18 protein-coding genes and 1 tRNA gene are annotated in these 22,066 nt (G+C 42.3%); 8 read left to right on the plus strand and 11 right to left on the minus strand.

Annotated elements, in window-relative coordinates:
* Window positions 1–463 precede the first annotated feature (463 nt).
* The 6 genes from PQO05_RS16340 to rpsO form a co-directional block, all read right to left on the minus strand.
* Window positions 464–1,414 carry a D-2-hydroxyacid dehydrogenase gene (locus PQO05_RS16340; protein WP_273628451.1) on the minus strand — a complete coding sequence of 317 codons (951 nt, stop codon included), beginning with the start codon at window positions 1,412–1,414 and terminating at the stop codon, window positions 464–466.
* Window positions 1,415–1,516: 102 nt separating this feature from the next.
* Window positions 1,517–2,584: a 3-phosphoserine/phosphohydroxythreonine transaminase gene (gene serC / locus PQO05_RS16345; RefSeq protein ID WP_273628452.1), complete on the minus strand. Its 1,068-nt coding sequence runs from the start codon at window positions 2,582–2,584 to the stop codon at window positions 1,517–1,519.
* Window positions 2,585–2,757: 173 nt separating this feature from the next.
* Window positions 2,758–3,417, minus strand: coding sequence for a ribulose-phosphate 3-epimerase (gene rpe, locus PQO05_RS16350; RefSeq protein WP_273628453.1), 660 nt, complete (start codon window positions 3,415–3,417; stop codon window positions 2,758–2,760).
* Between the two features lie 172 nt (window positions 3,418–3,589).
* On the minus strand, window positions 3,590–3,859 hold the full coding sequence (locus tag PQO05_RS16355; protein ID WP_273628454.1) for a hypothetical protein: 270 nt from the start codon (window positions 3,857–3,859) through the stop codon (window positions 3,590–3,592).
* Between the two features lie 154 nt (window positions 3,860–4,013).
* The gene (gene pnp / locus PQO05_RS16360) at window positions 4,014–6,152 is read right to left on the minus strand and encodes a polyribonucleotide nucleotidyltransferase (RefSeq protein WP_273628455.1); all 2,139 of its coding nucleotides are present in this window, start codon (window positions 6,150–6,152) and stop codon (window positions 4,014–4,016) included.
* 128 nt (window positions 6,153–6,280) lie between these two features.
* On the minus strand, window positions 6,281–6,559 hold the full coding sequence (gene rpsO / locus PQO05_RS16365) for a 30S ribosomal protein S15 (protein ID WP_273628456.1): 279 nt from the start codon (window positions 6,557–6,559) through the stop codon (window positions 6,281–6,283).
* 419 nt (window positions 6,560–6,978) lie between these two features.
* Here rpsO and PQO05_RS16370 point away from each other — a divergent pair, with 419 nt between their 5' ends.
* Window positions 6,979–7,401, plus strand: coding sequence for an acyl-CoA thioesterase (locus tag PQO05_RS16370; protein WP_273628457.1), 423 nt, complete (start codon window positions 6,979–6,981; stop codon window positions 7,399–7,401).
* A gap of 78 nt (window positions 7,402–7,479) precedes the next feature.
* Here PQO05_RS16370 and PQO05_RS16375 read toward each other — a convergent pair whose 3' ends face one another.
* The 3 genes from PQO05_RS16375 to PQO05_RS16385 all read right to left on the minus strand — a co-directional run bounded on the left by PQO05_RS16375 (window position 7,480) and on the right by PQO05_RS16385 (window position 10,329).
* The gene (locus PQO05_RS16375; RefSeq protein ID WP_273628458.1) at window positions 7,480–8,592 is read right to left on the minus strand and encodes a hypothetical protein; all 1,113 of its coding nucleotides are present in this window, start codon (window positions 8,590–8,592) and stop codon (window positions 7,480–7,482) included.
* Complete coding sequence (locus PQO05_RS16380; protein WP_273628459.1) at window positions 8,592–9,227, minus strand: ABC transporter ATP-binding protein; 636 nt, start codon at window positions 9,225–9,227, stop codon at window positions 8,592–8,594. The genes PQO05_RS16375 and PQO05_RS16380 overlap by 1 nt, the downstream gene beginning before the upstream one ends.
* A 109-nt stretch (window positions 9,228–9,336) precedes the next feature.
* On the minus strand, window positions 9,337–10,329 hold the full coding sequence (locus PQO05_RS16385; RefSeq protein ID WP_273628460.1) for a D-alanine--D-alanine ligase: 993 nt from the start codon (window positions 10,327–10,329) through the stop codon (window positions 9,337–9,339).
* A gap of 157 nt (window positions 10,330–10,486) precedes the next feature.
* Here PQO05_RS16385 and PQO05_RS16390 point away from each other — a divergent pair, with 157 nt between their 5' ends.
* The 7 genes from PQO05_RS16390 (at window position 10,487) to PQO05_RS16420 (ending at window position 17,255) form a co-directional block, all read left to right on the plus strand.
* Window positions 10,487–11,275, plus strand: a complete 789-nt coding sequence (locus PQO05_RS16390; protein ID WP_273628461.1) for a PASTA domain-containing protein — start codon at window positions 10,487–10,489, stop codon at window positions 11,273–11,275.
* Entirely contained in the window at window positions 11,259–11,573 is a 315-nt protein-coding gene (locus PQO05_RS16395) for a rhodanese-like domain-containing protein (protein ID WP_273628462.1), read from the plus strand. Before PQO05_RS16390 ends, PQO05_RS16395 begins: the two co-directional genes overlap by 17 nt.
* Window positions 11,574–11,579: 6 nt before the next feature.
* Window positions 11,580–12,632 carry an endolytic transglycosylase MltG gene (gene mltG, locus PQO05_RS16400; RefSeq protein ID WP_273628463.1) on the plus strand — a complete coding sequence of 351 codons (1,053 nt, stop codon included), beginning with the start codon at window positions 11,580–11,582 and terminating at the stop codon, window positions 12,630–12,632.
* Window positions 12,632–13,039, plus strand: coding sequence for an acyl-CoA thioesterase (locus tag PQO05_RS16405; RefSeq protein WP_273628464.1), 408 nt, complete (start codon window positions 12,632–12,634; stop codon window positions 13,037–13,039). The genes mltG and PQO05_RS16405 overlap by 1 nt, the downstream gene beginning before the upstream one ends.
* A gap of 10 nt (window positions 13,040–13,049) precedes the next feature.
* Window positions 13,050–14,036 (plus strand): YihY/virulence factor BrkB family protein, encoded by a 987-nt coding sequence (locus PQO05_RS16410; RefSeq protein WP_273628465.1) that lies wholly within the window; start codon window positions 13,050–13,052, stop codon window positions 14,034–14,036.
* Window positions 14,037–14,128: 92 nt separating this feature from the next.
* A tRNA-Ser gene (locus PQO05_RS16415) sits at window positions 14,129–14,218 on the plus strand.
* A gap of 316 nt (window positions 14,219–14,534) precedes the next feature.
* Complete coding sequence (locus PQO05_RS16420) at window positions 14,535–17,255, plus strand: PAS domain S-box protein (protein WP_273628466.1); 2,721 nt, start codon at window positions 14,535–14,537, stop codon at window positions 17,253–17,255.
* A 42-nt stretch (window positions 17,256–17,297) separates the two neighbouring features.
* Here the strand turns inward: PQO05_RS16420 and PQO05_RS16425 are convergent, their stop codons facing one another.
* Both PQO05_RS16425 and PQO05_RS16430 read right to left on the minus strand, forming a co-directional pair.
* Complete coding sequence (locus PQO05_RS16425) at window positions 17,298–18,449, minus strand: NAD(P)/FAD-dependent oxidoreductase (protein WP_273628467.1); 1,152 nt, start codon at window positions 18,447–18,449, stop codon at window positions 17,298–17,300.
* A gap of 43 nt (window positions 18,450–18,492) precedes the next feature.
* On the minus strand, window positions 18,493–21,759 hold the full coding sequence (locus tag PQO05_RS16430; RefSeq protein ID WP_273628468.1) for a LodA/GoxA family CTQ-dependent oxidase: 3,267 nt from the start codon (window positions 21,757–21,759) through the stop codon (window positions 18,493–18,495).
* Between the last annotated feature and the right edge of the window lie 307 nt (window positions 21,760–22,066).

Below are 22,066 nucleotides of genomic sequence, written 5' to 3' on the forward strand. Positions count from 1 at the left end.
CATCCCTTTTTTGTCATTGCGAGGAGGAACGACGTGGCAATCGTTGCTACACCGATCGAATAAACATTGGCGACGAGATTGCCACGCTATCGCTCGCAATGACAAATGCGTAGAGTAAAATCTGCGACCTGTCCTGTAGGGTGCCGAAACAAGTTCGGCATGACGGGTGTAGAGCATTTTCGGCCAAAATTTTGTCACTAAGAAGGACTTTCAGGTCATTTTTAGTGGAACAGGGCACGAATCAAAAAGCATATCTTTTAATGATATAATAAATTGAATATCAAATAAATATAAATATAATTATACCACTTGGTACAATACCGACTTTTAAGTTTGTAATATGGAACATGTGGAACGTTCCACCCTTATAAATAACAAGAAAGGCTGCTCAAATTGAGCAGCCTTTCTTGTTATTTGTAAGATCAGGTCTTGTTTCCTGTCTCTTGCTTATTGTCTCTAATAACTAAGCTTTAAAGTGATTAATGATCAACGTAGCTAACTCAACACCAATACGCTCCTGAGCTTCGTTGGTAGAAGCACCGATGTGAGGGGTTAAAGAGATTTTAGGATGAGCTAAGATCTCTGCTCTTGGTGTAGGTTCATTATCAAATACATCAAGACCGGCAAATGAGATCTGACCGCTGTTTAAGGCATCAACCAAAGCCAGCTCGTCAATTAATCCGCCACGTGAACAGTTGATTACACCTGCGCCTTTTTTCATTTTAGCGAAGGTTTCGGCATCAAGGATTGGTTTTTCGATAAACGGAGTGTGCAGGGTTACGAAATCACTTTGTGCAATGATCTCTTCCTGGGTTGCTTTTTTAACAGAAGCTTTAACAACGTTACCACCGCCTAATTCTAATTCCAGCTCAGTATCAAAGTCGTAAACATCAAACGCCAATACATCCATACCAACACCTAAAGCAATTTTAGCTACCGCTTTTCCGATACGGCCAAAACCAAGGATACCCAAAGTTTTGCCACGTAACTCAGCACCTTTAGCATAAGACTTTTTCAGGTCGTTAAATTTGGTACCGCCTTCAACCGGCATTTTACGGTTGCTGTCTTGCAGAAAACGTGCACCTGTAAACAGGTGGCCGAATACCAATTCAGCAACAGAGTTTGAAGAAGAAGCCGGAGTATTATAAGTTGGGATACCTTTTTCTTTAGCGTACTCAACGTCAATATTATCAACGCCAACGCCGCCACGGCCAATCATTTTTAAATTAGGGCAGGCATCAATTAATGCTTTACGCACTTTAGTTGCACTGCGAACTGTAATACCATCATAAGCCTGTAGTTTAACAGGTAACTCATCCTGTGGGATAGTATTTGTGTCAACCTCGAAGCCTGCTTCTTCAAGCATTTTTTTGCCTATCGGGTCTATGCCATCATTGGCTAATATTTTGATCATTTCGTTATCTTTGAATGGGTTTCTAAAGTTGATTAGGTTGATTGAGCTGGATTAGGTTGATTAAAACCTATCAACTACTCACACAATCAACCACGCAACTAATTACTTATTTTTCTCAGCAAACTCCTGCATGGCATCAATCAGCACGTGTACGCTGGTAATTGGCAATGCGTTATAAATTGATGCACGGAAACCGCCCACGCTACGGTGGCCTTTAATACCTACGATACCTTTTTCATCGCAGAATTTAAGGAATGGTTTTTCGTGCTCCGGGTTTTCTACCACAAAACAAACGTTCATTTTAGAACGGTCTTCCGGTACGCAAACACCTTTAAATAATGGGTTACGGTCAATCTCAGCATATAATGCAGCAGCTTTGGCATCGTTCTCTTTTTCGATAGCTTCTACACCACCTTTAGCTTTTAACCAGCGCAGGGTAAGCATAGATACCAGGATAGCAAATACAGGAGGCGTATTGTACATTGAGCCACCTTCAATCTGCGTCTGATAGTTAAACATAGCCGGGATCTTGCGATCTGCTTTGCCTAAAATCTCATCCTTAACAATTACTAAAGTAACACCTGCAGGGCCCATGTTTTTCTGAGCACCGGCATAGATGATACCGAAATCGGCCACATTAACTTTACGGCTGAAGATATCTGAAGACATATCACAAACAACCGGAACAGATGATGCCGGGAACTCGTGCAATTGCGTACCGTAAATAGTATTATTTGAAGTTAAATGCAAATAAGCAGCATCAGATGGTACGGTAAAATCTTTAGGGATATAAGTAAAGTTGCTTTCTTTAGAAGTAGCAATAACCTCTACACCACCAAAGTATTTGGCTTCTTTCAACGCCTTGTTTGCCCACACGCCCGACTCTACATAAGCAGCTTTACCAGTTTCTGGTAGCAGGTTATAAGGCACCAAAGCAAACTGTGTGCTTGCACCGCCTTGTAAAAATAAAACCGAGTAACCGTCCGGAACGCTGAAAAGCTCTTTTACAAGCTTAACGGCTTCATCAAGCACTGCCTCAAACTCGGACGAACGATGCGAAATCTCAAGTACTGAAAGACCAATACCATTAAAATTCACAACAGCTTCCGCAGCTTGTTTTAATACCTCGTGAGGCAGGATGCCTGGACCGGCTCCAAAATTGTGTTTCATATCAGTTATTTTTATATTGGGCTAAGGGTTAAAAGGATTGATTAGCCGCCCCGAAATTAAAGAATTGGAATATTATTTTGGCAAAAAAATCAATGATTTATTAACAGTGCGCTATTATTATACTGATCTGTTTAATAAGTTTACGGGCACACAAGTATCAAACTATATAAAATCTATGATTTTAGTGGGTTTTTGAGCTGTTTAATAGCATTTTGTTGATCGGCGGCCGAGAATACAGAGTTACCTGCAACCAGTGCAGTCGCCCCGGCTTCGAGCAGGTTATTAACATTTGTTTGGTCTACTCCCCCATCAATTTCAATAATCAGGTCCGGATTTTCTGCGGAAGCCAACGCTTTCAGCTCTTTTATTTTCTTGTAAGTATTGGGTATAAACTTTTGACCACCGAAGCCCGGGTTAACAGACATGATAAGCACCATATCCAGATCGCCAATAATATCAACCAGCGAGGCCACCGGTGTATGAGGGTTTAATGCAACCGAAGCTTTACAACCCAGCTCTTTAATGGCTTGTACTGTGCGGTGCAGGTGTGTACAGGCTTCCATGTGTACAGTAATGCTATAAGCACCGGCTTCTTTAAATTGCTGCAGGTAACGATCAGGGTCAACAATCATTAAATGCACATCAAGTGGCTTTTTAGCGTATTTGGCAACAGCCTTCATTACCGGGAAACCAAAGGAGATGTTAGGCACAAAAAGGCCGTCCATTATATCGATGTGAAACCAGTCGGCCTCACTGTTATTAACCATTTCGGTATCACGTTGTAAGTTGGCAAAATCAGCTGCCAGGATAGACGGTGCAATGATGTGGTTCATGCGGCCAAAGATATGTTATTGGTTTATTAGTTCATTGGTTCAGTTGTTCATTGGTGTCAATTTTAGATAGAAAAGACAAATGGATAACCATATCTATAGCCAAAATATCGAAAGGTATTATCTAAATAGAAAAGACAATGAACTAATGAGCCATTGAACCAATGAACAACAATCAATCACAATGCAACAACAGGTCGTAGTATTTATTCATGAGTTCGGTATCATAATTTACCAAAGAGTTATAGGCTTCGGATACCAGTTCAGTGAGTATGGATGCGCCAAGCTGACCTGCGCCGTTGGGAATCTCTTCGTAATACTTAATCAGCTCTTTTACCCGCACAATTTCGTACAGCAACGACTGCACAATGTCGGTTTGTGTAGTTTGACTAATTACCGGCTTGTCATTCAAAAAATCTAATGGATCTTGTCCGGTAGCTATCATAGTTTAAAACAAACGGGGTATTTCACAGGATTACGCAACATTATTATTCTCTAAAATACACAATCGCGTAAATTGTTTTAAAATGTTGAAAAAAAATTAAAACAAAAAAGGCCTTCAAAACTGAAGGCCTTTTAATTTATTGATTTACAATAAATTAAGCTTTGGGCTCGGTATTACGTTCTGGCTTTGGCAATAAAACTTTGCGCGATAACTTAAGTTTACCTTGTTTATCGATGTCGATCAGTTTTACTTTAACCATCTCGCCTACTTCAAATACGCCATCCATAGTTTCGATACGTTTGTGATCGATTTCTGAAATGTGTAATAAACCATCTTTACCTGGCATAATCTCAACAAATGCACCGAAAGGCATAATTGATCTTACTTTGCCTTCGTAAACTTCACCAACTTCTGGTTTAGAAGCGATAGCGCGGATACGTGAAACGGCTGCATCGATAGATGCTTTGTCGTCTGCAAATATTTGTACGATACCCTGGTTATCTTTCTCTTCGATAGATATAGTAGCACCGGTTTCGCGTTGCATTTCCTGGATAATTTTACCACCGGGACCGATAACTGCACCAATAAATTCTTTATCGATTTTAATGGTAACGATACGCGGAGCAAACGGTTTGTAATCTTCACGAGGTGCGCTTAAAGTCTTAGCCATTTCGCCTAAGATATGTAAACGGCCTTCTTTAGCCTGATCTAAAGCGTTGGTTAATACTTCATAAGATAAGCCATTGATTTTTAAGTCCATCTGGCAAGCAACGATACCGTTTTTAGTACCCGTTACTTTAAAGTCCATATCACCTAAGTGATCTTCATCACCTAAGATATCAGAAAGGATAGCATATTTAGTACCCATTTCGTTAGTGATCAATCCCATTGCAATACCAGATACCGGGTTAGTAATTTTAACACCAGCATCCATCAAAGCCAAGGTACCTGCACAAACTGTTGCCATTGACGACGAACCGTTTGACTCCAGTATATCAGAAACTACGCGGATAGTATATGGATTCTCATCAGCATCAGGCAATACGCGTTTTAATGAACGCATAGCCAGGTTACCGTGACCAATTTCGCGACGGCCAGCACCACGGTTAGGGCGAACCTCACCAGTTGAGAAGCCTGGGAAGTTATAGTGTAAAATGAATTTCTGGTAGCCGTTAATAAACGCACCATCAATCATTTGCTCATCATCCTTAGCACCTAAAGTAACAGTGGTTAATGATTGAGTTTCGCCACGGGTAAATACGGCAGAACCGTGAGCAGCAGGCAAGTAACTTACTTCGCTCCAGATTGGGCGGATCTCGGTAGTTTTACGGCCATCTAAACGTTTACCTTCGTCTAATACCAGATTACGGATAGCATCGTACTCAACATCGTGGTAATATTTTTTAGCTAAGAATTTGGTAACATCATCAATCTCGCCTAAAGTAGCGATATAAGTATCACGTACTTCTTTAAATTTAGCACCACGCTCGTCTTTGCCGGAAGCAGAAGAAGCGATAGCATAAACCTGATCGTAAGTTGCAGCGTAGATTGCTTTTTTCAAATCCTCGTTGCTGTGTTCGTGGCTGTAAACGCGTTTTTCGGTTTTACCAACTTCAATGGTTAATTCTTTTTGAGCTAAACACTGTAATTTAATAGCAGTGTGTGCAAATTTGATAGCCTCAACTAATTCAGCTTCCTGAATTTCTTTCGATTCGCCCTCAACCATGTTAATGTCATGCTCAGAACCAGCTACGATAAACTCTAAAGTAGCATGCTCCAGTTGGCTTAGGGTTGGGTTGATAACCAGCTGGCCATCAATTTTAGCAACACGAACCTCAGAAATTGGTCCGTTGAAAGGGATATCAGAAACAGATAAAGCTGCAGATGCTGCCAAACCGGCTAGTGCATCAGGCATAATATCTTTATCAGCAGAGATCAGAGAGATCATCACTTGGGTATCAGCGTGATAATCTTCAGGGAACATTGGGCGTAATGCACGGTCAACCAAACGAGAGATTAAAACCTCATAGTCTGATAAACGCGCCTCACGGCGTAAAAAACCACCAGGGATACGTCCCGTAGCAGCATATTTTTCTTGGTAGTCAACAGAAAGTGGCAAAAAGTCTACACCCTCTTTCGCTTCTTTTGATGAAACTACAGTAGCCAATAACATGGTATCACCCATTTTAACCACTACAGAGCCATCTGCTTGTTTGGCCAGTTTACCGGTTTCGATCTCAATGGTGCGGCCGTCACCTAAATCGATGGTTTTTCTAATTACGTTGTAACTCATTTTTGTTGTGTTGTGATACGCTTTTCATCTTGCAGAGCGTATCGTTTTCTATGTTTAAAAATCGTTGTTTTTAATGAAAAAAAGCCATCCGATAAATCGAACGGCTTTTTGTTAAAATTTCTCAAGAGTTACTTGATGATATCACGCAGCTCAAGAGCTTTAATGATAGCACGGTATCTTCCAATATCTTTTTTATACAAGTAAGCTAACAGCGCGCGGCGTTTACCTACTAATTTTTGCAATGATAATTGAGTAGAAAAATCTTTTTTGTTTTTTTTCAGGTGACCGGTTAAGTGTGCGATACGGGTTGTAAACAATGCAACCTGGCCTTCTGCCGAACCTGTGTTGGTAGCTTCGCCACCGTGTTTTGCGAAAATCTCTGCTTTCGCTTCTTTACTTAGATACATTACTTGAATGATATTAAAGCGTAATTACTTTTGTTAATTGTGGCACAAAGGTAGTTTTTTAAGTTGAAATTAAAAAGGGGCATTGGAAAGTTTCTGAAGAGGGATAAAAGATTAAGGACGAAAGGAAGGAACAAAGATAAAAGACAAAGGATAAAGGCTTTAAGTTAAATTCACCTAAACTTACAATATTAAATATAAGGGCATTCCCTTCCCCTACTTAGCCCACAGCACGGTCGCGCTTTCCGCTTATACTGCACGGGCATTAACCACTGGGCCGGTGTCCGCTGCAATCGCTAATGCGGGCTACTGTATAATAGCTTAAAATTCGTGGCAAATACAGATACCATCGAAACTTCTACTGCGTTAATTGCTTTTAATTATACTTTTGGCGCCGAAACGAAACTTTACAAATAACACGAATGACAGAAAAAAAGAAATACGCCCATTTTGAAACCGAGCACCGGGTACGGCCCGATGATATCGATATGTTTCAGCATGTGCACAACAGCAAATACTTTGATTATGTAATGGCTGCCCGTTACGAGCAAATGGATGTTTGCTACGGCATGTCTATGGAGAAATTCATGGAGCGCGGTTATGGCTGGGTGGTACGCACCGCATTTATTGAATACAAACGTGCCCTAATGCTGGGCGACCGCTTCCTGGTAAAAACAGGCATCGAGACCATTGATGAGCGAGGCTGTCGCGTACACTTTGTAATCAGCAATAAAGAAACTAAAAAAATCTGCAGTGATGGCTGGATTGATTTTAGCCTGATTGATATTAAAACCAATAAAGCGGCTAAATTACCGCAGGATATTATTGATCATTATCAGCATTAAGCCCCCCAACCCCCTAAAGGGGGATTAAGAACTGCATTTTACGTAGAGACACAACATTTTGTGTCTCTTTTTTTGCCATTATTTTTCGCTCTCAGGTAATACTGCGAAAGATTTATAATAGTTAAAATAGAACAAAACGAATGCGGCAGCAATACAAAGTAATGTGGCTAAGAGCATCGCTTTAAACATCACGATCCAAAATATTAGCATAAATAACCCCAGTACCCATTGCATATAAATATCCATCGTCAAACCAATTCGATACAACAAACTATGGAAGAGCATAATAGCACTCAAAGCAAACAGAGTAAGTTCGACAGCAAACATGGGATCGAAACGGGTAAACAGCCAGATAATCTCGGGCAAAAGCATGGCAAAATAAACCAACACAAAGCCTCCAAATAAACTGCTCCGGCCATAAGGAAGGTTTCTGCCAAAACGCAGAAAGGTTTCTTCGAATACGCGCTCTTCAAACACAATAGCAACATGTGCTACTATTATAGCTAATACGGCGATACCGGCTACACGTGTATCGTGCTTCACATCATCGAACAGGGCAAATACAGCCGTTATTACAATCCACGATATTACTTTAATGATGGTATAAGCAACCTTTTTCTGATTAAAGATATGCCAGATAAACAAACTGAAATATGGTTTAGGCATAGATTTGCCAAAGCGCAGAAATAAGGACAATTGCTTACCCTCTGGCAATACCTGTGTGAGCCTGATGCAGAAGAAAGCGCTTGCTACACTCAATAGTAATAAATAGACAACTATACCTAATGAGGCAAGATAACTTTGATGCGTTAGTCCTACTCCTATTGTTATACCGCCATAAACAATTATGGGCAATAGGATATTAAACTGGATAACCAGCCAGCTTATAAACTGGTCTCTTTTACTATAAGCCGAAATACTATAAAATAAAAACTGATGATGCGGTGCGGCCAGCTGTCCGGCCACGTAATGCCAGGCTTTAACCATGTACAATAACCAAACCCCAAATACCACCGCCAATAATAACGGACTGGTTAAAAAAGCCAGCATCAAAGATTTATGGTAGCTTATCAGCATATCGCCAGGCACCGCACCAAACAACACCAGGAATATAAATATAAACATACCTGCATGGGCCCGATAAAAGCCGTGTGCAAAAACCTTATTAAGTACATTGGTTAATGCACTCATCAGGCAATATGTGTTAAGGTTTGATTGTCGATCAACAATTCACCGGCACTTGGTAATATATCACGATCAAGCGCCTGGTGCGATGACAGGATAAAACCGGTGCCATCTTGCTCCTGTCGCTCGTTGATCCATTTGTATAGTATAAGCAGAGATGCTGTATCTATGGTAATTAAAGGCTCATCCAACAATATCAGTTTAGGCCTGCCTAAAAATGCCAGTAATAAGGATAGCTTTTTGTTCATCCCGCTGGAGTATGAGCCAATTGGCCTATCAACATAGCTTTGCATTTGCATGCTTTCTATGTATTGTTCCTCCTGTCCTGTTGCTGCGCCGCGTGCTTTGGCAAACAGGTTGATCATCTCCCGTCCCGTTAAAAATTCGGGAAACAAGGGTTCAGCTTCCGCAAAGCTCACCAGACGGCGATAGTTGATTGCATCCTTTTTTACGCTGATATTTCCATCCAGTAATACATCACCATCAAATGAGAGCATCCCCGCTACAGATTTCAACAGCGTGCTCTTGCCTGATCCGTTAACTCCTTTTAACCAGTATAGGCCTTGCCCAATCTGCAGATCATCTACCTTTAAAGCAGCAAAATTGCCGTAATTCTTTTGAAAGTTTACAAATTGGAGCATGAGACGGTGCCTTATTAAAAGAGACACAAAATATTGTGTCTCTACATTGGATAATTTTATTTCTTTTTAAAACGTAGAGACACAATATTTTGTGTCTCCTCTAAGATGTTTATGCGCTCGTTGCAGCGCCATTAATAATATCGCTATAAAACTGTTTAATATCCATACCTGCAGCTTTAACCTGTTGTGGTATCAAACTACTGGCAGACTGACCCGGTGTGGTATTAACCTCAATAAAATAAAAATCATTGGTTTGCTCCTGCAAAATAAAGTCTACACGCACCATACCTTTACAGTTAAAACGCAGGTAAACCTCGGTTACAATTTCGGCGATCATTTCGTTCTGTTCCGGCGTTAAATCGGCAGGTGTAATTTCTTCAGATACTCCGGGCGTATATTTAGCCTCGTAATCAAAAAACTCTTTCGAGCTAATGATCTCCGTAGCGGGTAACACCTTTAAATGATGGTTTAAACGTACAATGCCGATGCTAAACTCACGGCCTTTGATAAACTCTTCAACCAAAACCTGGCTGTCTTCTTTAAATGCTTTCTCTAAAGCATGCGGCAACTCGGCTGCTTTATTTACCTTACTCATGCCCACACTACTACCGCCATTGTTCGGCTTAATAAACAGCGGGAATTTCAGGGACGCGCTTATAGTACCTATATCATGCAGATCCGATTTAAACAAACGCATAGATTTTGCAGCGTTTAAATTTTTAATGCCATGCACAATGGTTTTAGTATAAGCCTTATTCATGGTAATGGCCGATGTTGCAGCATCACAAGTATTATAAGGGAGGCCCAGCATATCAAAGTAGCCTTGCAGCTTACCATCTTCGCCCGGTGTGCCGTGTATAGTTATAAATGCAGCATCAAACGTGATCTTCTCGCCATCAACCGTAATGCTGAAATCGTTTTTATCAACATTAACCTTACCGCTTACTGCTTCATGAAACCAGCTATCGCGGTTAAGCAAAATGGTGTAAACGTTAAACTGATCGGCAGGTAAATTAGCTGCTATATTTTTGGCGCTATTGATAGATACCTCATATTCACCGGTATATCCACCGGCTACCAGGGCGATGTTTTTCTTCGACATAATGGTCAAATATAATATATCCAACAATAACCTGTTATTGTAATTATCGTATAATCAGCGCAACATGGTTGTGCTGTAAATTTGAGATTCTGAATTAGAAAATTATGGTTATGTTTGATTGCTTAATTCAGGACGTAAATTCTGACTAATATTACAAATGAGTAAATTCTGGAATTACTTAAAAACCAAAAGCTTTCGTAATAATTTCCTTGCTGCTATAGGCACTGTTGTGTTTGTATTGTTGGTAGCATATCTTTCATTGGGCTACTATACCCGCCACGGCGAAGGTGTACCTGTACCTCAATTAAAAGGTTTAAGTATAGAACGGGCCACCGCTTTGTTAGATCAGCAAGGTTTTAGATACCAGGTTGATTCTGTTTACGTGCTCGACCATAATCCAGGTACTGTAATTGAGCAGGATCCTGATGCTGGTGTAAACGTTAAAGAGAACCGTACCATATATTTAACCGTGGTTACCAGGTTAGCCCCTAACGTTACTTTGCCCGATTTAAGCCAGAGTACCTACCGTGAGGCCCAGGCTACGCTTTCAAACTTTGGTTTGAAGATTGGCGATACTACTTATAAGGCAGATATTGCCCGCGACCGCATCCTTGAGGTACATTTTGGCGGTAATGTAATTGCTGCAGGAACTAAATTACCAAAAGGCTCGAAGGTTGATTTGGTGTTGGGCGATGGCGGCGGTGCCAGCGAAGTTGATATCCCGGACTTGGTGCACCTTGACCTGGACGCTGCTAAATTTGCCATAAGCGGGGCTAAACTAACACTTGGCACCGTTATGTACCAGGGAACCATAACCGATTCGGCCAATGTGGTAGTAACGGCACAGTTCCCGGTTAAAACAGATTCATTGAGCAAAACACCGATAGGCACACGTATTAATCTTACTGTTTCACAGGGCAAAAAAACCGATGAGCCACAGCAATGATATTAGAGCGGGCGAAATAAAGGAGCGTTTAAATAATAATGAGCCCCTTAATTTGCTTGATGTGCGCGAACCTATTGAATACCATACCCATAACATTGGCGGGCTCAATATCCCGGTAGGTAAATTAGCTGAGCACATTGCCCAACTCCCGTGGCAATATAATGATGAAATAATTGTTATATGCAAAGTTGGTCTGCGTAGCGAAACAGCTAAATCAATTCTCGAACAAAATGGTTATCAAAATGTCAGGAACCTTATTGGTGGCATACTGGCAATAGAAAAGCTTCAATCTATTTAAAATATTATGTCTGAAAAACCTTCAAACGGCGGAACATTCAAAAAATTCATCATTGCACTGGTTATCATTATTGTAATAGCCCTTGCAGGCACAGGTATATTTTACTACCTGCGCTTCTTTGGCCCTAACGTAAGCGATAAGCAGGAGTATTTATATATCCACACCGGCGCAACTTATGAGCAGGTATATGATAGCATCCGTACCAAACAAATAGTTAACGATACCACCAGTTTCGATTGGGCTGCCCACAACATGAACTACACTACTCGCGTTAAACCGGGCCGCTACCGTTTACATAGTGGCATGAGTAACCGTAAGTTTATCAATATGCTGGCATCGGGCAACCAGGAACCGGTTACTGTAGCATTCCATAACCTGCGTTTAAAAACACAGTTTGCAGGCTTTATATCTAAAAAGATTGAGCCCGATTCACTATCGATTATCAGCTTATTAGACTCAGCTTCTTATGTACAAAAATTTGGTTTTACTACTGATGATGTGTACACCATGTTTTTACCGAACAGTTACCAGATGTATTGGAACACCTCGCCCGAGAAGTTTTTCAACCGCATGTATGCTAACTACCAAAAATTCTGGACACCAGAGCGTAAGCAGCAGGCAGCGGCCATTAACCTCTCCCCTATTCAGGTTTCAATTTTAGCCTCTATAGTTGATGCAGAAGCGTTGCACGATGAAGAAATGCCACGTATTGCCGGATTATACTTAAACCGATTGAATAAAGGCATGAAACTACAATCGGACCCAACAGTAATATTTGCGATGAATGATTTTACGATTAAACGCGTGTTGAATAAATACCTGGTTAATCCTTCGCCATACAACACTTATGCGCACACAGGTTTGCCTCCTGGCCCGGTAATGATGCCGTCTGTTAATGCAGTTAAAGCGGTGTTAAACCACGAGACTAATGCTTATCTGTATATGTGTGCAAAAGAAGATTTTTCGGGCTACCACAGTTTTGCCACTAACGAGGCCGATCATAAAATTAACGCACGCCGTTTTCAGCAAGCTTTAGACGCCAGAAATATTAAGCGCTAATGTTTACTCATACTACTAAAATACGTGTCCGTTACGGCGAGACCGACCAGATGGGTTATATGTACTACGGCAACTATGCCGAGTTTTTTGAGGTTGGCCGTGTAGAAATGCTACGCAGTTTGGGCTTAACTTATGCTTCAATGGAAGCCTCTGGTATTATGATGCCTGTATTGGAGCTGAAATGTAAATACTTAAAACCCGCACGTTACGACGAAGAAATTAGCGTAAAGGTTATAATGGCCAAGATGCCCGGTGTTAAAATTCATTTCGCCTACGAACTTTATAACGAAACCGGTGTTCTGATACATCAAGGCGAAACATTACTCGCCTTTGTAAATATGGCTACCGGGCGACCTTGCTTACCAAATCAAGACTTTCTGGATGCTTTAAAGCCTTTTTTTGAGTAAGTTTGATTAAATGAGATGGGTACACCGTTTTTTAAGCCGCTTTAAATTTTACCAGTATTTAGTAGACTGGACTAAGGTGATATACCTGCCCGGTTTCCGCCCATTACCACTACATACCGTTGCTGTTTTCTTTTTTAAAGAAATTCAGCAGGAATCATTGGTGAATAAAGCTTCTTCGCTGGCTTATACCTTTATGCTGGCGTTCTTTCCGGCAATTATCTTCCTGTTTACCCTTATACCTTACATCCCGGTTCCGCACTTTCAGGACACTTTATTAAGGCTTATCGAGGTGATCTTGCCTACCAATGCCTATCTGGCATTTGAATCGACGTTAAAAGACATTATCAAAAACCAGAATGGTAAGTTATTGTCGGTAGGTTTTGTAACAGCCACTTTTTTTGCAACCAACGGGGTTTATAAGTTAATGCAAGCTTTTAACAAGTCATCATTAATAGTAGAAACCCGTACCTGGTTACGGAAGCGTTGGGTTGCACTAATATTAACCGTGGTAATCAGTATATCTTTGTTTCTTGCCATCATTATACTGATTGTTGGCCAGGCTATAGTTAATGCGATACAATCGAAGATAGACAGTAATGGATCATTCTGGCCTTATTTGATTTTTTTAAGTAGATGGCTTATCGTAATTGTGATCTTCTTTTTTACGGTATCTGTGCTATATCGTTACGGCCCTGCCCACAAACAAAGGCGTTGGAAATTTATTAGTCCGGGTGCCATACTGGCAACTGGCTTAGCTGTATTTACATCATTGGGGTTTACCTATTACATCAACCATTTTTCCTCATACAACAAATTATACGGCTCGATTGGCACCCTGATTGTTATCATGATCTGGCTGTATTTAAACTCGCTGATCATCCTGATTGGCTTCGAACTTAACGCCAGTATCGACCTTTCCAAGCGGAATATTAAGATCAGTAAGCCCCGTTTTAACACCTTCAAAAATCCGGCTAAGAAAACAAATACACATAAGTAATTATATTTCAATGTGTTATAATCGTTAAAAAAATATTAAAAAAAGTGTATTTCAAATTTGTCAATCCGCCCCGGATTTGTACTTTTGTGCCCGGAGAGTTGGCAGAGTGGTCGATTGCGGCAGTCTTGAAAACTGTTGAACTGTGAAAGGTTCCTGGGGTTCGAATCCCTAACTCTCCGCCAGTAAAATTAAAACCTCATAAAAGTTGATTTTCAAAATGTAAAATCAATTTTCTATGAGGTTTTTTCTTTTCAGAAGATCATAATATTCCCAGACCATCAAACACTTACTTAGTGTTTGATCTGCTCAGCTTTTAATATTATTAAATGACTAATTGATTGGTCTGATCCTGGTTGAAACAAGCCGAAGTTTCTTTAATCAGTGCCTGAAATAAGCCTTCAACCTTAGCATGCTTCATAATCGGCGCAATTGTCAATTACTACTTGATAGCATGGTGTTGCTTCAAACAAAATACGTATTTTTCGGTTTTAGAACCACATGAAATTTCAGGATAACGAGCAATTAAACACTCTTGTACAAAATGCGCCCATCGGTATTTGTATTCTGGACGCAACCACCTTTAAAACGGAATTGCTTAATGACAAGTTTATAGAAATTGCCGGTAAATCCAGGGAGGAAATCGTGGATAGGTGGTATTGGGAACCTTTCGCAGAGGCCCGGTCCTATTTTGAGGCGGACATGAGCAACGTTGTGAAAACCGGCCAGGCTTATTTTGCCAATGAAGTAGATCTGATGCTGATCCGCCACGGGCGTGAAGAAAAAATATTCGTCACTTTTGTTTATGCACCGATCATTGATGAGTTAGGTAAGGTGACCAAACTGGCCGTTTGGGTAATGGAAAACACCAAACAGGTAAATGAACGCCGGGCAGTTGCAGCTGATGAACAACGGTTACGAGCTTTGGTGACCGCGACTTCGGACGTGATCTATAGCCTGAGCGCGGACTGGGAAGTTATGCGGGAACTTGATGGGAGGGGTTTTTTAAAGAACACACACGAGCCGATCACCGGGTGGCGGGAGCGGAATGTCCACCCGGATGATATAGAGAGGGTCAATGCAGCAATCCTGGAGGCTATCCAAGGAAAAAAGATATTTCAGTTAGAACACCAGGTCATCCGTGCAGACGGGTCTCCGGGATGGACATTTTCGAGAGCTGTGCCCATTCTCAACGAACAGGGCGAGATCATGGAATGGTTTGGCACAGCCAGCGACATTACTATACGTAAGGAAATTGAAAATGCGTTACGTGTAACCCGTGAGCAGGCCGAACAGCAAAGAAGAATTTATGAAGCCATCACTTCCGGCACTCCCGACCTGATGTATGTATGGGACCTGGATTACCGCTTTACTTATGTAAACAGCGCGTTGCTGGCCATGTGGGGAAAAACATGGGACACAGCCATTGGTAAGGGCCTTCGCGAAAACGGTTATGAAGAATGGCATGCCCAAATGCATGAGCGGGAGATTGATCAGGTAAGGGCAACCAAAAAGCCAGTACGTGGTGAAGTCGCTTTCCCGCATGCCACCCTGGGCAGGCGGATCTATGATTATATATTAATACCGGTACTAAATGAAGAAGGTGAAGTAGAAGCCGTTGCCGGTACCACCCGTGATGTTACCGAGCGTAAACAATGGGAAGAGCGGCAGGCTGCTTATGCTGATGAGCTCCAATCAATCAACGAGGAGATTGCTGCCTCCAACGAGGAATTGGCTACCACCAACGACGAGCTCATAGAACTGCAGCGCCGGAACGAAGCCATTAACCAGGAACTGGAAAATAGCGCTTCGCGGCTCCGCATGGCTATCACATCCACGCACCTGGGTACCTGGGAATATAACCCTCAAAGCGGCGAACTTTACTGGTCAAAAGAATGCCGGGAGGTTTACGGCCTTGCAAAAGACGAATATCCAACCTATGATACCTTTTCTGAACACATTTATCCGGATGATCGCACGCGGGTGAACGAAGCTATCGCACGGGCCCTTGATCCGGCCGGAGATGGCGAATACAATTTGAGCTACCGTATTATCCGGTTCGATAATGCTGAAGTACGTTGGATCAAAGCCCATGGAAACGTATTTTTTGATAACGGCCAGGCAATTCGTTTTATCGGTACAGTATTAGATATTCACGAGTTGAAGGCTGCGGAAGAACGGACTGCAAAGCTAGCAGCCATCGTTGCATCTACGGATGATGCCATCATCAGCAAAACGCTGGAAAGCGTAATTACCAGCTGGAATGCGGCGGCCGAGCGGATCTTCGGTTACAGAGAGGAAGAAATGATCGGCGAGAGCATTTACAAACTGATCCCTGAAGAGCACCACCACGAAGAACCATGGATATTGCAACAGTTAACGTCCGGACAACGGATACAGCATTTTGAAACCAAAAGGCGGACAAAAGATGGCCGTTTGATCGATGTGTCGCTAACTATTTCTCCAGTCCGTGATCCACAGGGGAATATTATCGGCCTCTCCAAAATCGCCCGTGATATCACCGAAAAGAAATTGGATGAAACCCGTAAAAATGATTTTATCGGTATGGTGAGCCATGAGTTAAAAACTCCGCTAACCTCGCTTGGCGCGATCATCCAGGCAGCCAATACGAAACTGAAAAACAGTGAGGATAACTTTTTGGCCAGTGCTATGAATAAGGCCAATCAGCAGGTTAAACGAATGACTACGATGATCAATGGCTTCCTTAATATCTCGCGACTGGAATCGGGTAAAATCCATATTGATAAACAGGTATTTGATATAGAAACCCTGATTGCAGAGGTTATCGATGAAGCCAGCCTGACTGCAACTACCCAACAAATCCGGTTCGAAAAACGTGGAGGTACTGAGGTAAAAGCTGACCGGGATAAAATCGGTTCAGTGATCTCAAACCTGATCAGCAATGCCCAGAAATATTCTTTTAAAGGCACCATAGTGGAAGTTGCCTGTACAGCCAGTAATAAACAAGTCATTATCAGCGTAAAGGATTCTGGTATGGGTATTAAACAAGAAGACCTTTCTAAAATATTTGACCGCTATTATCGGGTAGAGGCCGATCAAACGCGGCACATTGCCGGTTTCGGAATCGGGCTTTACCTCAGTTCAGAAATCATAAGCCGGCATAACGGAAAAGTCTGGGCCGAAAGCGAACCGGGCAAAGGTTCTATTTTTTACTTTAGCTTACCCCTGGAAACCAAATAATACTTTATTACTGCGGATTATTATGAACCTGATGCAGGCGGGTTATTCGCTGGCCTGCTGCATCAGGTCTTGCCGCCTACGCCAAAAAGGTGCATCTTTCCAGCGCCTTTCCTGCCGGTAAAATATAGATTTGTGATTGAGATAGTGCATCCAGATCTGATCGATTTGCTTTGTATACCGGCTTTCAAATTCATGCATGGTTGCAGGTTCCATATTATTCAGCAAATCCAAAGTGGTTATTAATTCTGTAAGCTGTACCGAAGATGCCATGGCATTGAACATGCCTTGTGACGACAGGGGATCAAAACTTATAGCAGCATCACCCAGGGCCGCCCATTGTTTGCCGGCAACCTTGGTTAAACGGGTAGAGTTTGCAGAAGCAGTTTTATGAATCTCAATTTGTCGCCCTACTTTTTCCAGAATCATCGCCATTTCCCGATCTGATTGTGCTAATTCAATAAATTCATCTACGGTTCTTATACTCCCACCCTTAAGCAAATCTGAATCTGTTTGAAAAGCAATTACTCTTTTAGCATGGGGCAGCGGTGCGCTGTACCACCAACCCAACTCACCTGCCGAAATTGTACTCATTTGGTTTTGCTCCAAATTGGGTATTGTAGCCCAGTACGCAACCAATTTATCAAAATGCTGGCGATCTATATCCATTTTTCTGGCGAAGTGAGATTGCCGGCCACTTGCATCAATCACAAATTTTGCTGTATAATTATAAATTTGTTGCCTGTCAATCCCGTCGGCCATAACGGCGCTAAGATTCCAGTGATCATCTTTATAATCAACATTACGTAGCCTGGCTGGCCAAAGGCAATTTACACCGCGTTGCAATGCAGTTTCCCGCAGATAAATCTCAAATGCATGTCGGTCCAGGTGCCAGCCAAATCCATCCGGGTTTCTTAAATGATCTACAATATGCACATCTTCACTTCCCCAGTAAGAGCGTGTACCAATATTTTTTAGATGCAATCCTTCCTTAATCGTTTTATCTGCACGTTCTAATCCTTCCAACAGGTCAAGCTGCTTCAAAATCCTGCGTGTTGCCGGGGCCAGGCACTCTCCTATTCGTATGGGAGGTTCTTCTAATTTATCGATCAGTACAACGCTATAAAATTTGGCGAGGGCAATGGCGGCAGTACAACCTGCCACGCCCCCGCCAATAATCGCAATATCAACATCCATCGTTACTGCGGTTGATTTGAATTATCAAACAATTCGTCACCGTTTACTTAGGTATAAATCGTGAAAAACGGGTCATTTTTTCTGTAACACCCGTATTTGCCGCATTGATATTCACCTTGTGTTTTGCATTCAGCGGAGTTATTGGTTTCGCTTCTTTAGATGCTAATAAGCCCAATAGTTTTTTAACGGCTGATGTTGATTTAAAATCTGCTGTCAACTCCTGTTCAACCAATGCGATCAGCTGATCTTTTGCACCTGTAATCAAATCTTGCTCATTCAACAGATCTTTGTGCGATAAATCATGCATTGCCGTACCCAATAAACGATGTGCATTTGGGTTCAGTGCATCGTTAGTATCTAAAATACCCTGTAATTCTTTTAGTGTCTCTCTCAATAATGTAGCTTCCTGTTCGGCGTTTGGTGTAATGCCTACCTGCATTTTTGGTGGGAAGTTTGGATCGTGAGGCACACCAGGACGAGGCTGCACTACAGCAAGCTTATCAAAGTACTTAACCATGCAATTGATCTGGTTTGTATAGTTAGGGGCTTCACCATCCAGTGGCAAGTCATCCAGCCAGTCTTTACGATCGGCAAAGGCCTGTCTGCGTGTTTCTTCCGACAGGTTAGTATCCATTGCCTCCCTGTACCTTTCTTCACTTAAAATATTATTGGGTACCCTGGCCGGCCAGAAGGTTGGCAGATAAGGATCGTAGGCTGAAGTATAACCATCACGGCAACTGGCCGTATCTGTTTGCCATGGGATAGCCATCCACCGGGTAATACCACCGGCAACCTGCCCGCCCAATAATGGCCCCTTAGCCAAGGTGAATACATCGCTGTTCATCACCGGGCCGTAATAAGAATTGTTAACAGGCGGAGTTTTAGGGGCATGTTTTAACCTGAAGGCTGATGAATACATGCCGGCAGTACGCATTGGCCAGGTCATTTCACAACCCGGGTGAAAAGCATCCGCCAGGCAAAATTCCATTGCTGCCCTGGTCAACATTTCCGGTTGGTCAGCAACCGGTAATTTATCCAGTGTGATAGGTTCCGGGATATGCGGGCAGCCTGTCATGTCTACATAATCAGCATCGAAATCGCCTTTAACCCATTGATCGATAAACTCTAACTGTAGTTGAGATAAGGTGGCGTGCTGGCGTACAGATCCAACACTTGGGATGCTGATGGCATCACCATATAACCAAGGCCATAATTGGGGAGCTTCTGCTCCCGATACTTCATAGCGACGGAAATTGTTAGAAATGGTACGTCGCATTTCCAAATTCGCGGGCGAAGGATCGTTCAACTTTACCATCCATTTAGATGTGGTATAATCAAATTGACCACCCCAGCCAAAGGCGGCTCCAAAACCAGCGTTAACCCATTGCAGGTTAGTCATCCGTTGAAAAATCGGTAGAATATCTTTGGTAAAGGATGGTCGCGCCGGGCGTACCAGCATGCCCGAACTTACAGCTACATCCCTCATTAAATCCCACATCGTACGAACCGATTTTTGCATCGGTGCATAGTCAGGTGGTGCACAAATTACCCATGCCGGCTCTGCCTTTAGTTTAACGCCTAAGTACTCTACTTCGGCAGTAACCGGGCCATCAGAAATATCATCATACCAGCCTTCGTTATTGGCAAAAGTGATGGCGATATCACCATCTACGTTTGCAGACACACCATGACCGCCAAGCATAATCAAACGTCCTTTATCATCAGTATGCATTTCTCCCAGATAAACTTCATGTCCCTGAAATTGGCCAACAAACTGCGGACCATCGGTAATATTAGGTGCGCTTACGGTTTGTGCACCACCATCGATAATGAGTGAATTTCTGTCTGGCACATTAATATTACGCAGCATCGAAGCCGGTGCAGTTGCGGCATCCGGAATATCTAAGGCTATTTGAAACTGGTACCAGGATGATTTTTGATTAGCCAGGTGCACGTGCCAGGTTATTTTAGCATTTTCGGCAGTAAGCTCTTTAACAGCTTTTCCGGCAGCATTGAAACCATAAATGCGAAATTGAGCAGCCTGCCGTTTCAAGGCCCCGGTTTGATCACGATACGCATAATCATCCGTTTTGGGTTCCGGTTCTGCTACCAGGGGGCCAATAAAATACTCGTTTTCACTATTGCCAACACGCATTACACCAATAGGCGGATAAATTCCGGCAGTAACAATACAGTCGCTATCTTCATCGGTATTACCTTCAAAATGAGGGTTGATCTCTTTAGGTTCTTCCAATTGCTGACCATTAGCCTGGTGGCGTGCCTCAGAACTGGCTGCGTAAACCACCTTACGCGCCTCAGCGATAGAACCGAGCGGCGCGTTTTCGGGCAATGTTCTCCAGATATTAAAAGCCAAAATACTGCCAAATTCAGGTTGACCAATAGCAGTTATATCCTGTTGCGGGAAATTTAATTCTGCAATACAGATGTAAGGGCTTTCTTCTGTACTCCATACCACCTGGGCATCATCAAGAGGCATGGTAGCTTCGTTAGTCCGCAGCTGTATCTCAAAACGGAATTTTGCGGGTTTGGTACGCAGGCGTTGTTGCAGATCAAGCGCTAAATAATTATTATCATTAAATGGGGTTCCCCTATCTGTATCCTCCGGTACTAAGCGGTATTTAACAATATTGCTTTCTCCTAATTTAAAAGGCAATATAGCCCAGTAACCGGCGCTTAAACAACTCGCTTCTTCTTTGGTCATAGCTGCAAGAATAGCGGCAAGTTCCGGGTGTTTGTTAATATAGGCATCATAGTCATGATCTACTACGCCGGCGGTTGTAAAGGCGCACATTTGCTGTACATCACGGGCAAAAAAACGATCTATATTTTGGAAAATAAAATCTGCATTGGTGCCCTCTCCAAATAGTTTTGGGCCATCTACCCCGAATAGCTTCAGACCTAAGCCTAATGTGGAATGCAGATCTGGCGATGTAGGTGTAGTATCGCTCGAAAAGCGGGCTACGCACTCGTAAGTGTCGCCGGCAAATACACCGACTTTAAACTCCGGATTAATGTCTTTTTTGATAGTGAACCTGCCGTAAGCAATGCCATGTTGTTTGCGAAACACGGCACGCTCTGCGGGTTTTTGGCCCATCTCTATCTTGGTTTTTTGCCCCATTTCAACAAACATCTCTTTAAGGCGCTCTGTTGCAATGGCTGTATCACCATGGCTATCCCAGCATACTACATTATTTGCAGTCGGTTCGCTTTTGGCTTGATCAGTGTTTTGATTTAACGGTTCGGTGCTTTCTGCACCTGTTTTGTTCTCGTGGTTTGAGTTGTCAGACATGATAAATATGGGTTAGGTTTTTAAAATTACAGCAAAAACTGGCTTCACATGTAAGCAAAATAAGCGATATAAAAGATTGGCTAAATTGATAGATGGAAGATTGCGTAAGCGAATAGCTTACTGAACACCGGTTAGGTTTTTTGTGATTCGGAAGACATGATAAAGGTTTATTTGACCCTAATTTATTAAATATTCGAGATCAAAAGCAAAAAAATTGTTGTTCATTTTATTCATAATCAAACTCACCTTTTACACTACGCACTTCTTTGAATAAAATTTGATCATATAGCAACAGTGGTACGCATTT

This window comes from Mucilaginibacter jinjuensis (assembly GCF_028596025.1).
GTDB lineage: Bacteria > Bacteroidota > Bacteroidia > Sphingobacteriales > Sphingobacteriaceae > Mucilaginibacter > Mucilaginibacter jinjuensis.

What these genes read in the sequence shown, in the direction of transcription:
- PQO05_RS16430 (WP_273628468.1), bottom strand. Translation starts at nt 21,759, where the DNA reads ATGTCTGACAACTCAAACCACGAGAACAAAACAGGTGCAGAAAGCACC.
- PQO05_RS16375 (WP_273628458.1), bottom strand. Translation starts at nt 8,592, where the DNA reads ATGAGTGCATTAACCAATGTACTTAATAAGGTTTTTGCACACGGCTTT.
- mltG (WP_273628463.1), top strand. Translation starts at nt 11,580, where the DNA reads ATGTCTGAAAAACCTTCAAACGGCGGAACATTCAAAAAATTCATCATT.
- PQO05_RS16355 (WP_273628454.1), bottom strand. Translation starts at nt 3,859, where the DNA reads ATGATAGCTACCGGACAAGATCCATTAGATTTTTTGAATGACAAGCCG.
- PQO05_RS16420 (WP_273628466.1), top strand. Translation starts at nt 14,535, where the DNA reads ATGAAATTTCAGGATAACGAGCAATTAAACACTCTTGTACAAAATGCG.
- pnp (WP_273628455.1), bottom strand. Translation starts at nt 6,152, where the DNA reads ATGAGTTACAACGTAATTAGAAAAACCATCGATTTAGGTGACGGCCGC.
- rpsO (WP_273628456.1), bottom strand. Translation starts at nt 6,559, where the DNA reads ATGTATCTAAGTAAAGAAGCGAAAGCAGAGATTTTCGCAAAACACGGT.
- PQO05_RS16340 (WP_273628451.1), bottom strand. Translation starts at nt 1,414, where the DNA reads ATGATCAAAATATTAGCCAATGATGGCATAGACCCGATAGGCAAAAAA.
- PQO05_RS16410 (WP_273628465.1), top strand. Translation starts at nt 13,050, where the DNA reads ATGAGATGGGTACACCGTTTTTTAAGCCGCTTTAAATTTTACCAGTAT.
- PQO05_RS16405 (WP_273628464.1), top strand. Translation starts at nt 12,632, where the DNA reads ATGTTTACTCATACTACTAAAATACGTGTCCGTTACGGCGAGACCGAC.
- serC (WP_273628452.1), bottom strand. Translation starts at nt 2,584, where the DNA reads ATGAAACACAATTTTGGAGCCGGTCCAGGCATCCTGCCTCACGAGGTA.
- PQO05_RS16425 (WP_273628467.1), bottom strand. Translation starts at nt 18,449, where the DNA reads ATGGATGTTGATATTGCGATTATTGGCGGGGGCGTGGCAGGTTGTACT.
- PQO05_RS16395 (WP_273628462.1), top strand. Translation starts at nt 11,259, where the DNA reads ATGAGCCACAGCAATGATATTAGAGCGGGCGAAATAAAGGAGCGTTTA.
- rpe (WP_273628453.1), bottom strand. Translation starts at nt 3,417, where the DNA reads ATGAACCACATCATTGCACCGTCTATCCTGGCAGCTGATTTTGCCAAC.
- PQO05_RS16385 (WP_273628460.1), bottom strand. Translation starts at nt 10,329, where the DNA reads ATGTCGAAGAAAAACATCGCCCTGGTAGCCGGTGGATATACCGGTGAA.
- PQO05_RS16370 (WP_273628457.1), top strand. Translation starts at nt 6,979, where the DNA reads ATGACAGAAAAAAAGAAATACGCCCATTTTGAAACCGAGCACCGGGTA.
- PQO05_RS16380 (WP_273628459.1), bottom strand. Translation starts at nt 9,227, where the DNA reads ATGCTCCAATTTGTAAACTTTCAAAAGAATTACGGCAATTTTGCTGCT.
- PQO05_RS16390 (WP_273628461.1), top strand. Translation starts at nt 10,487, where the DNA reads ATGAGTAAATTCTGGAATTACTTAAAAACCAAAAGCTTTCGTAATAAT.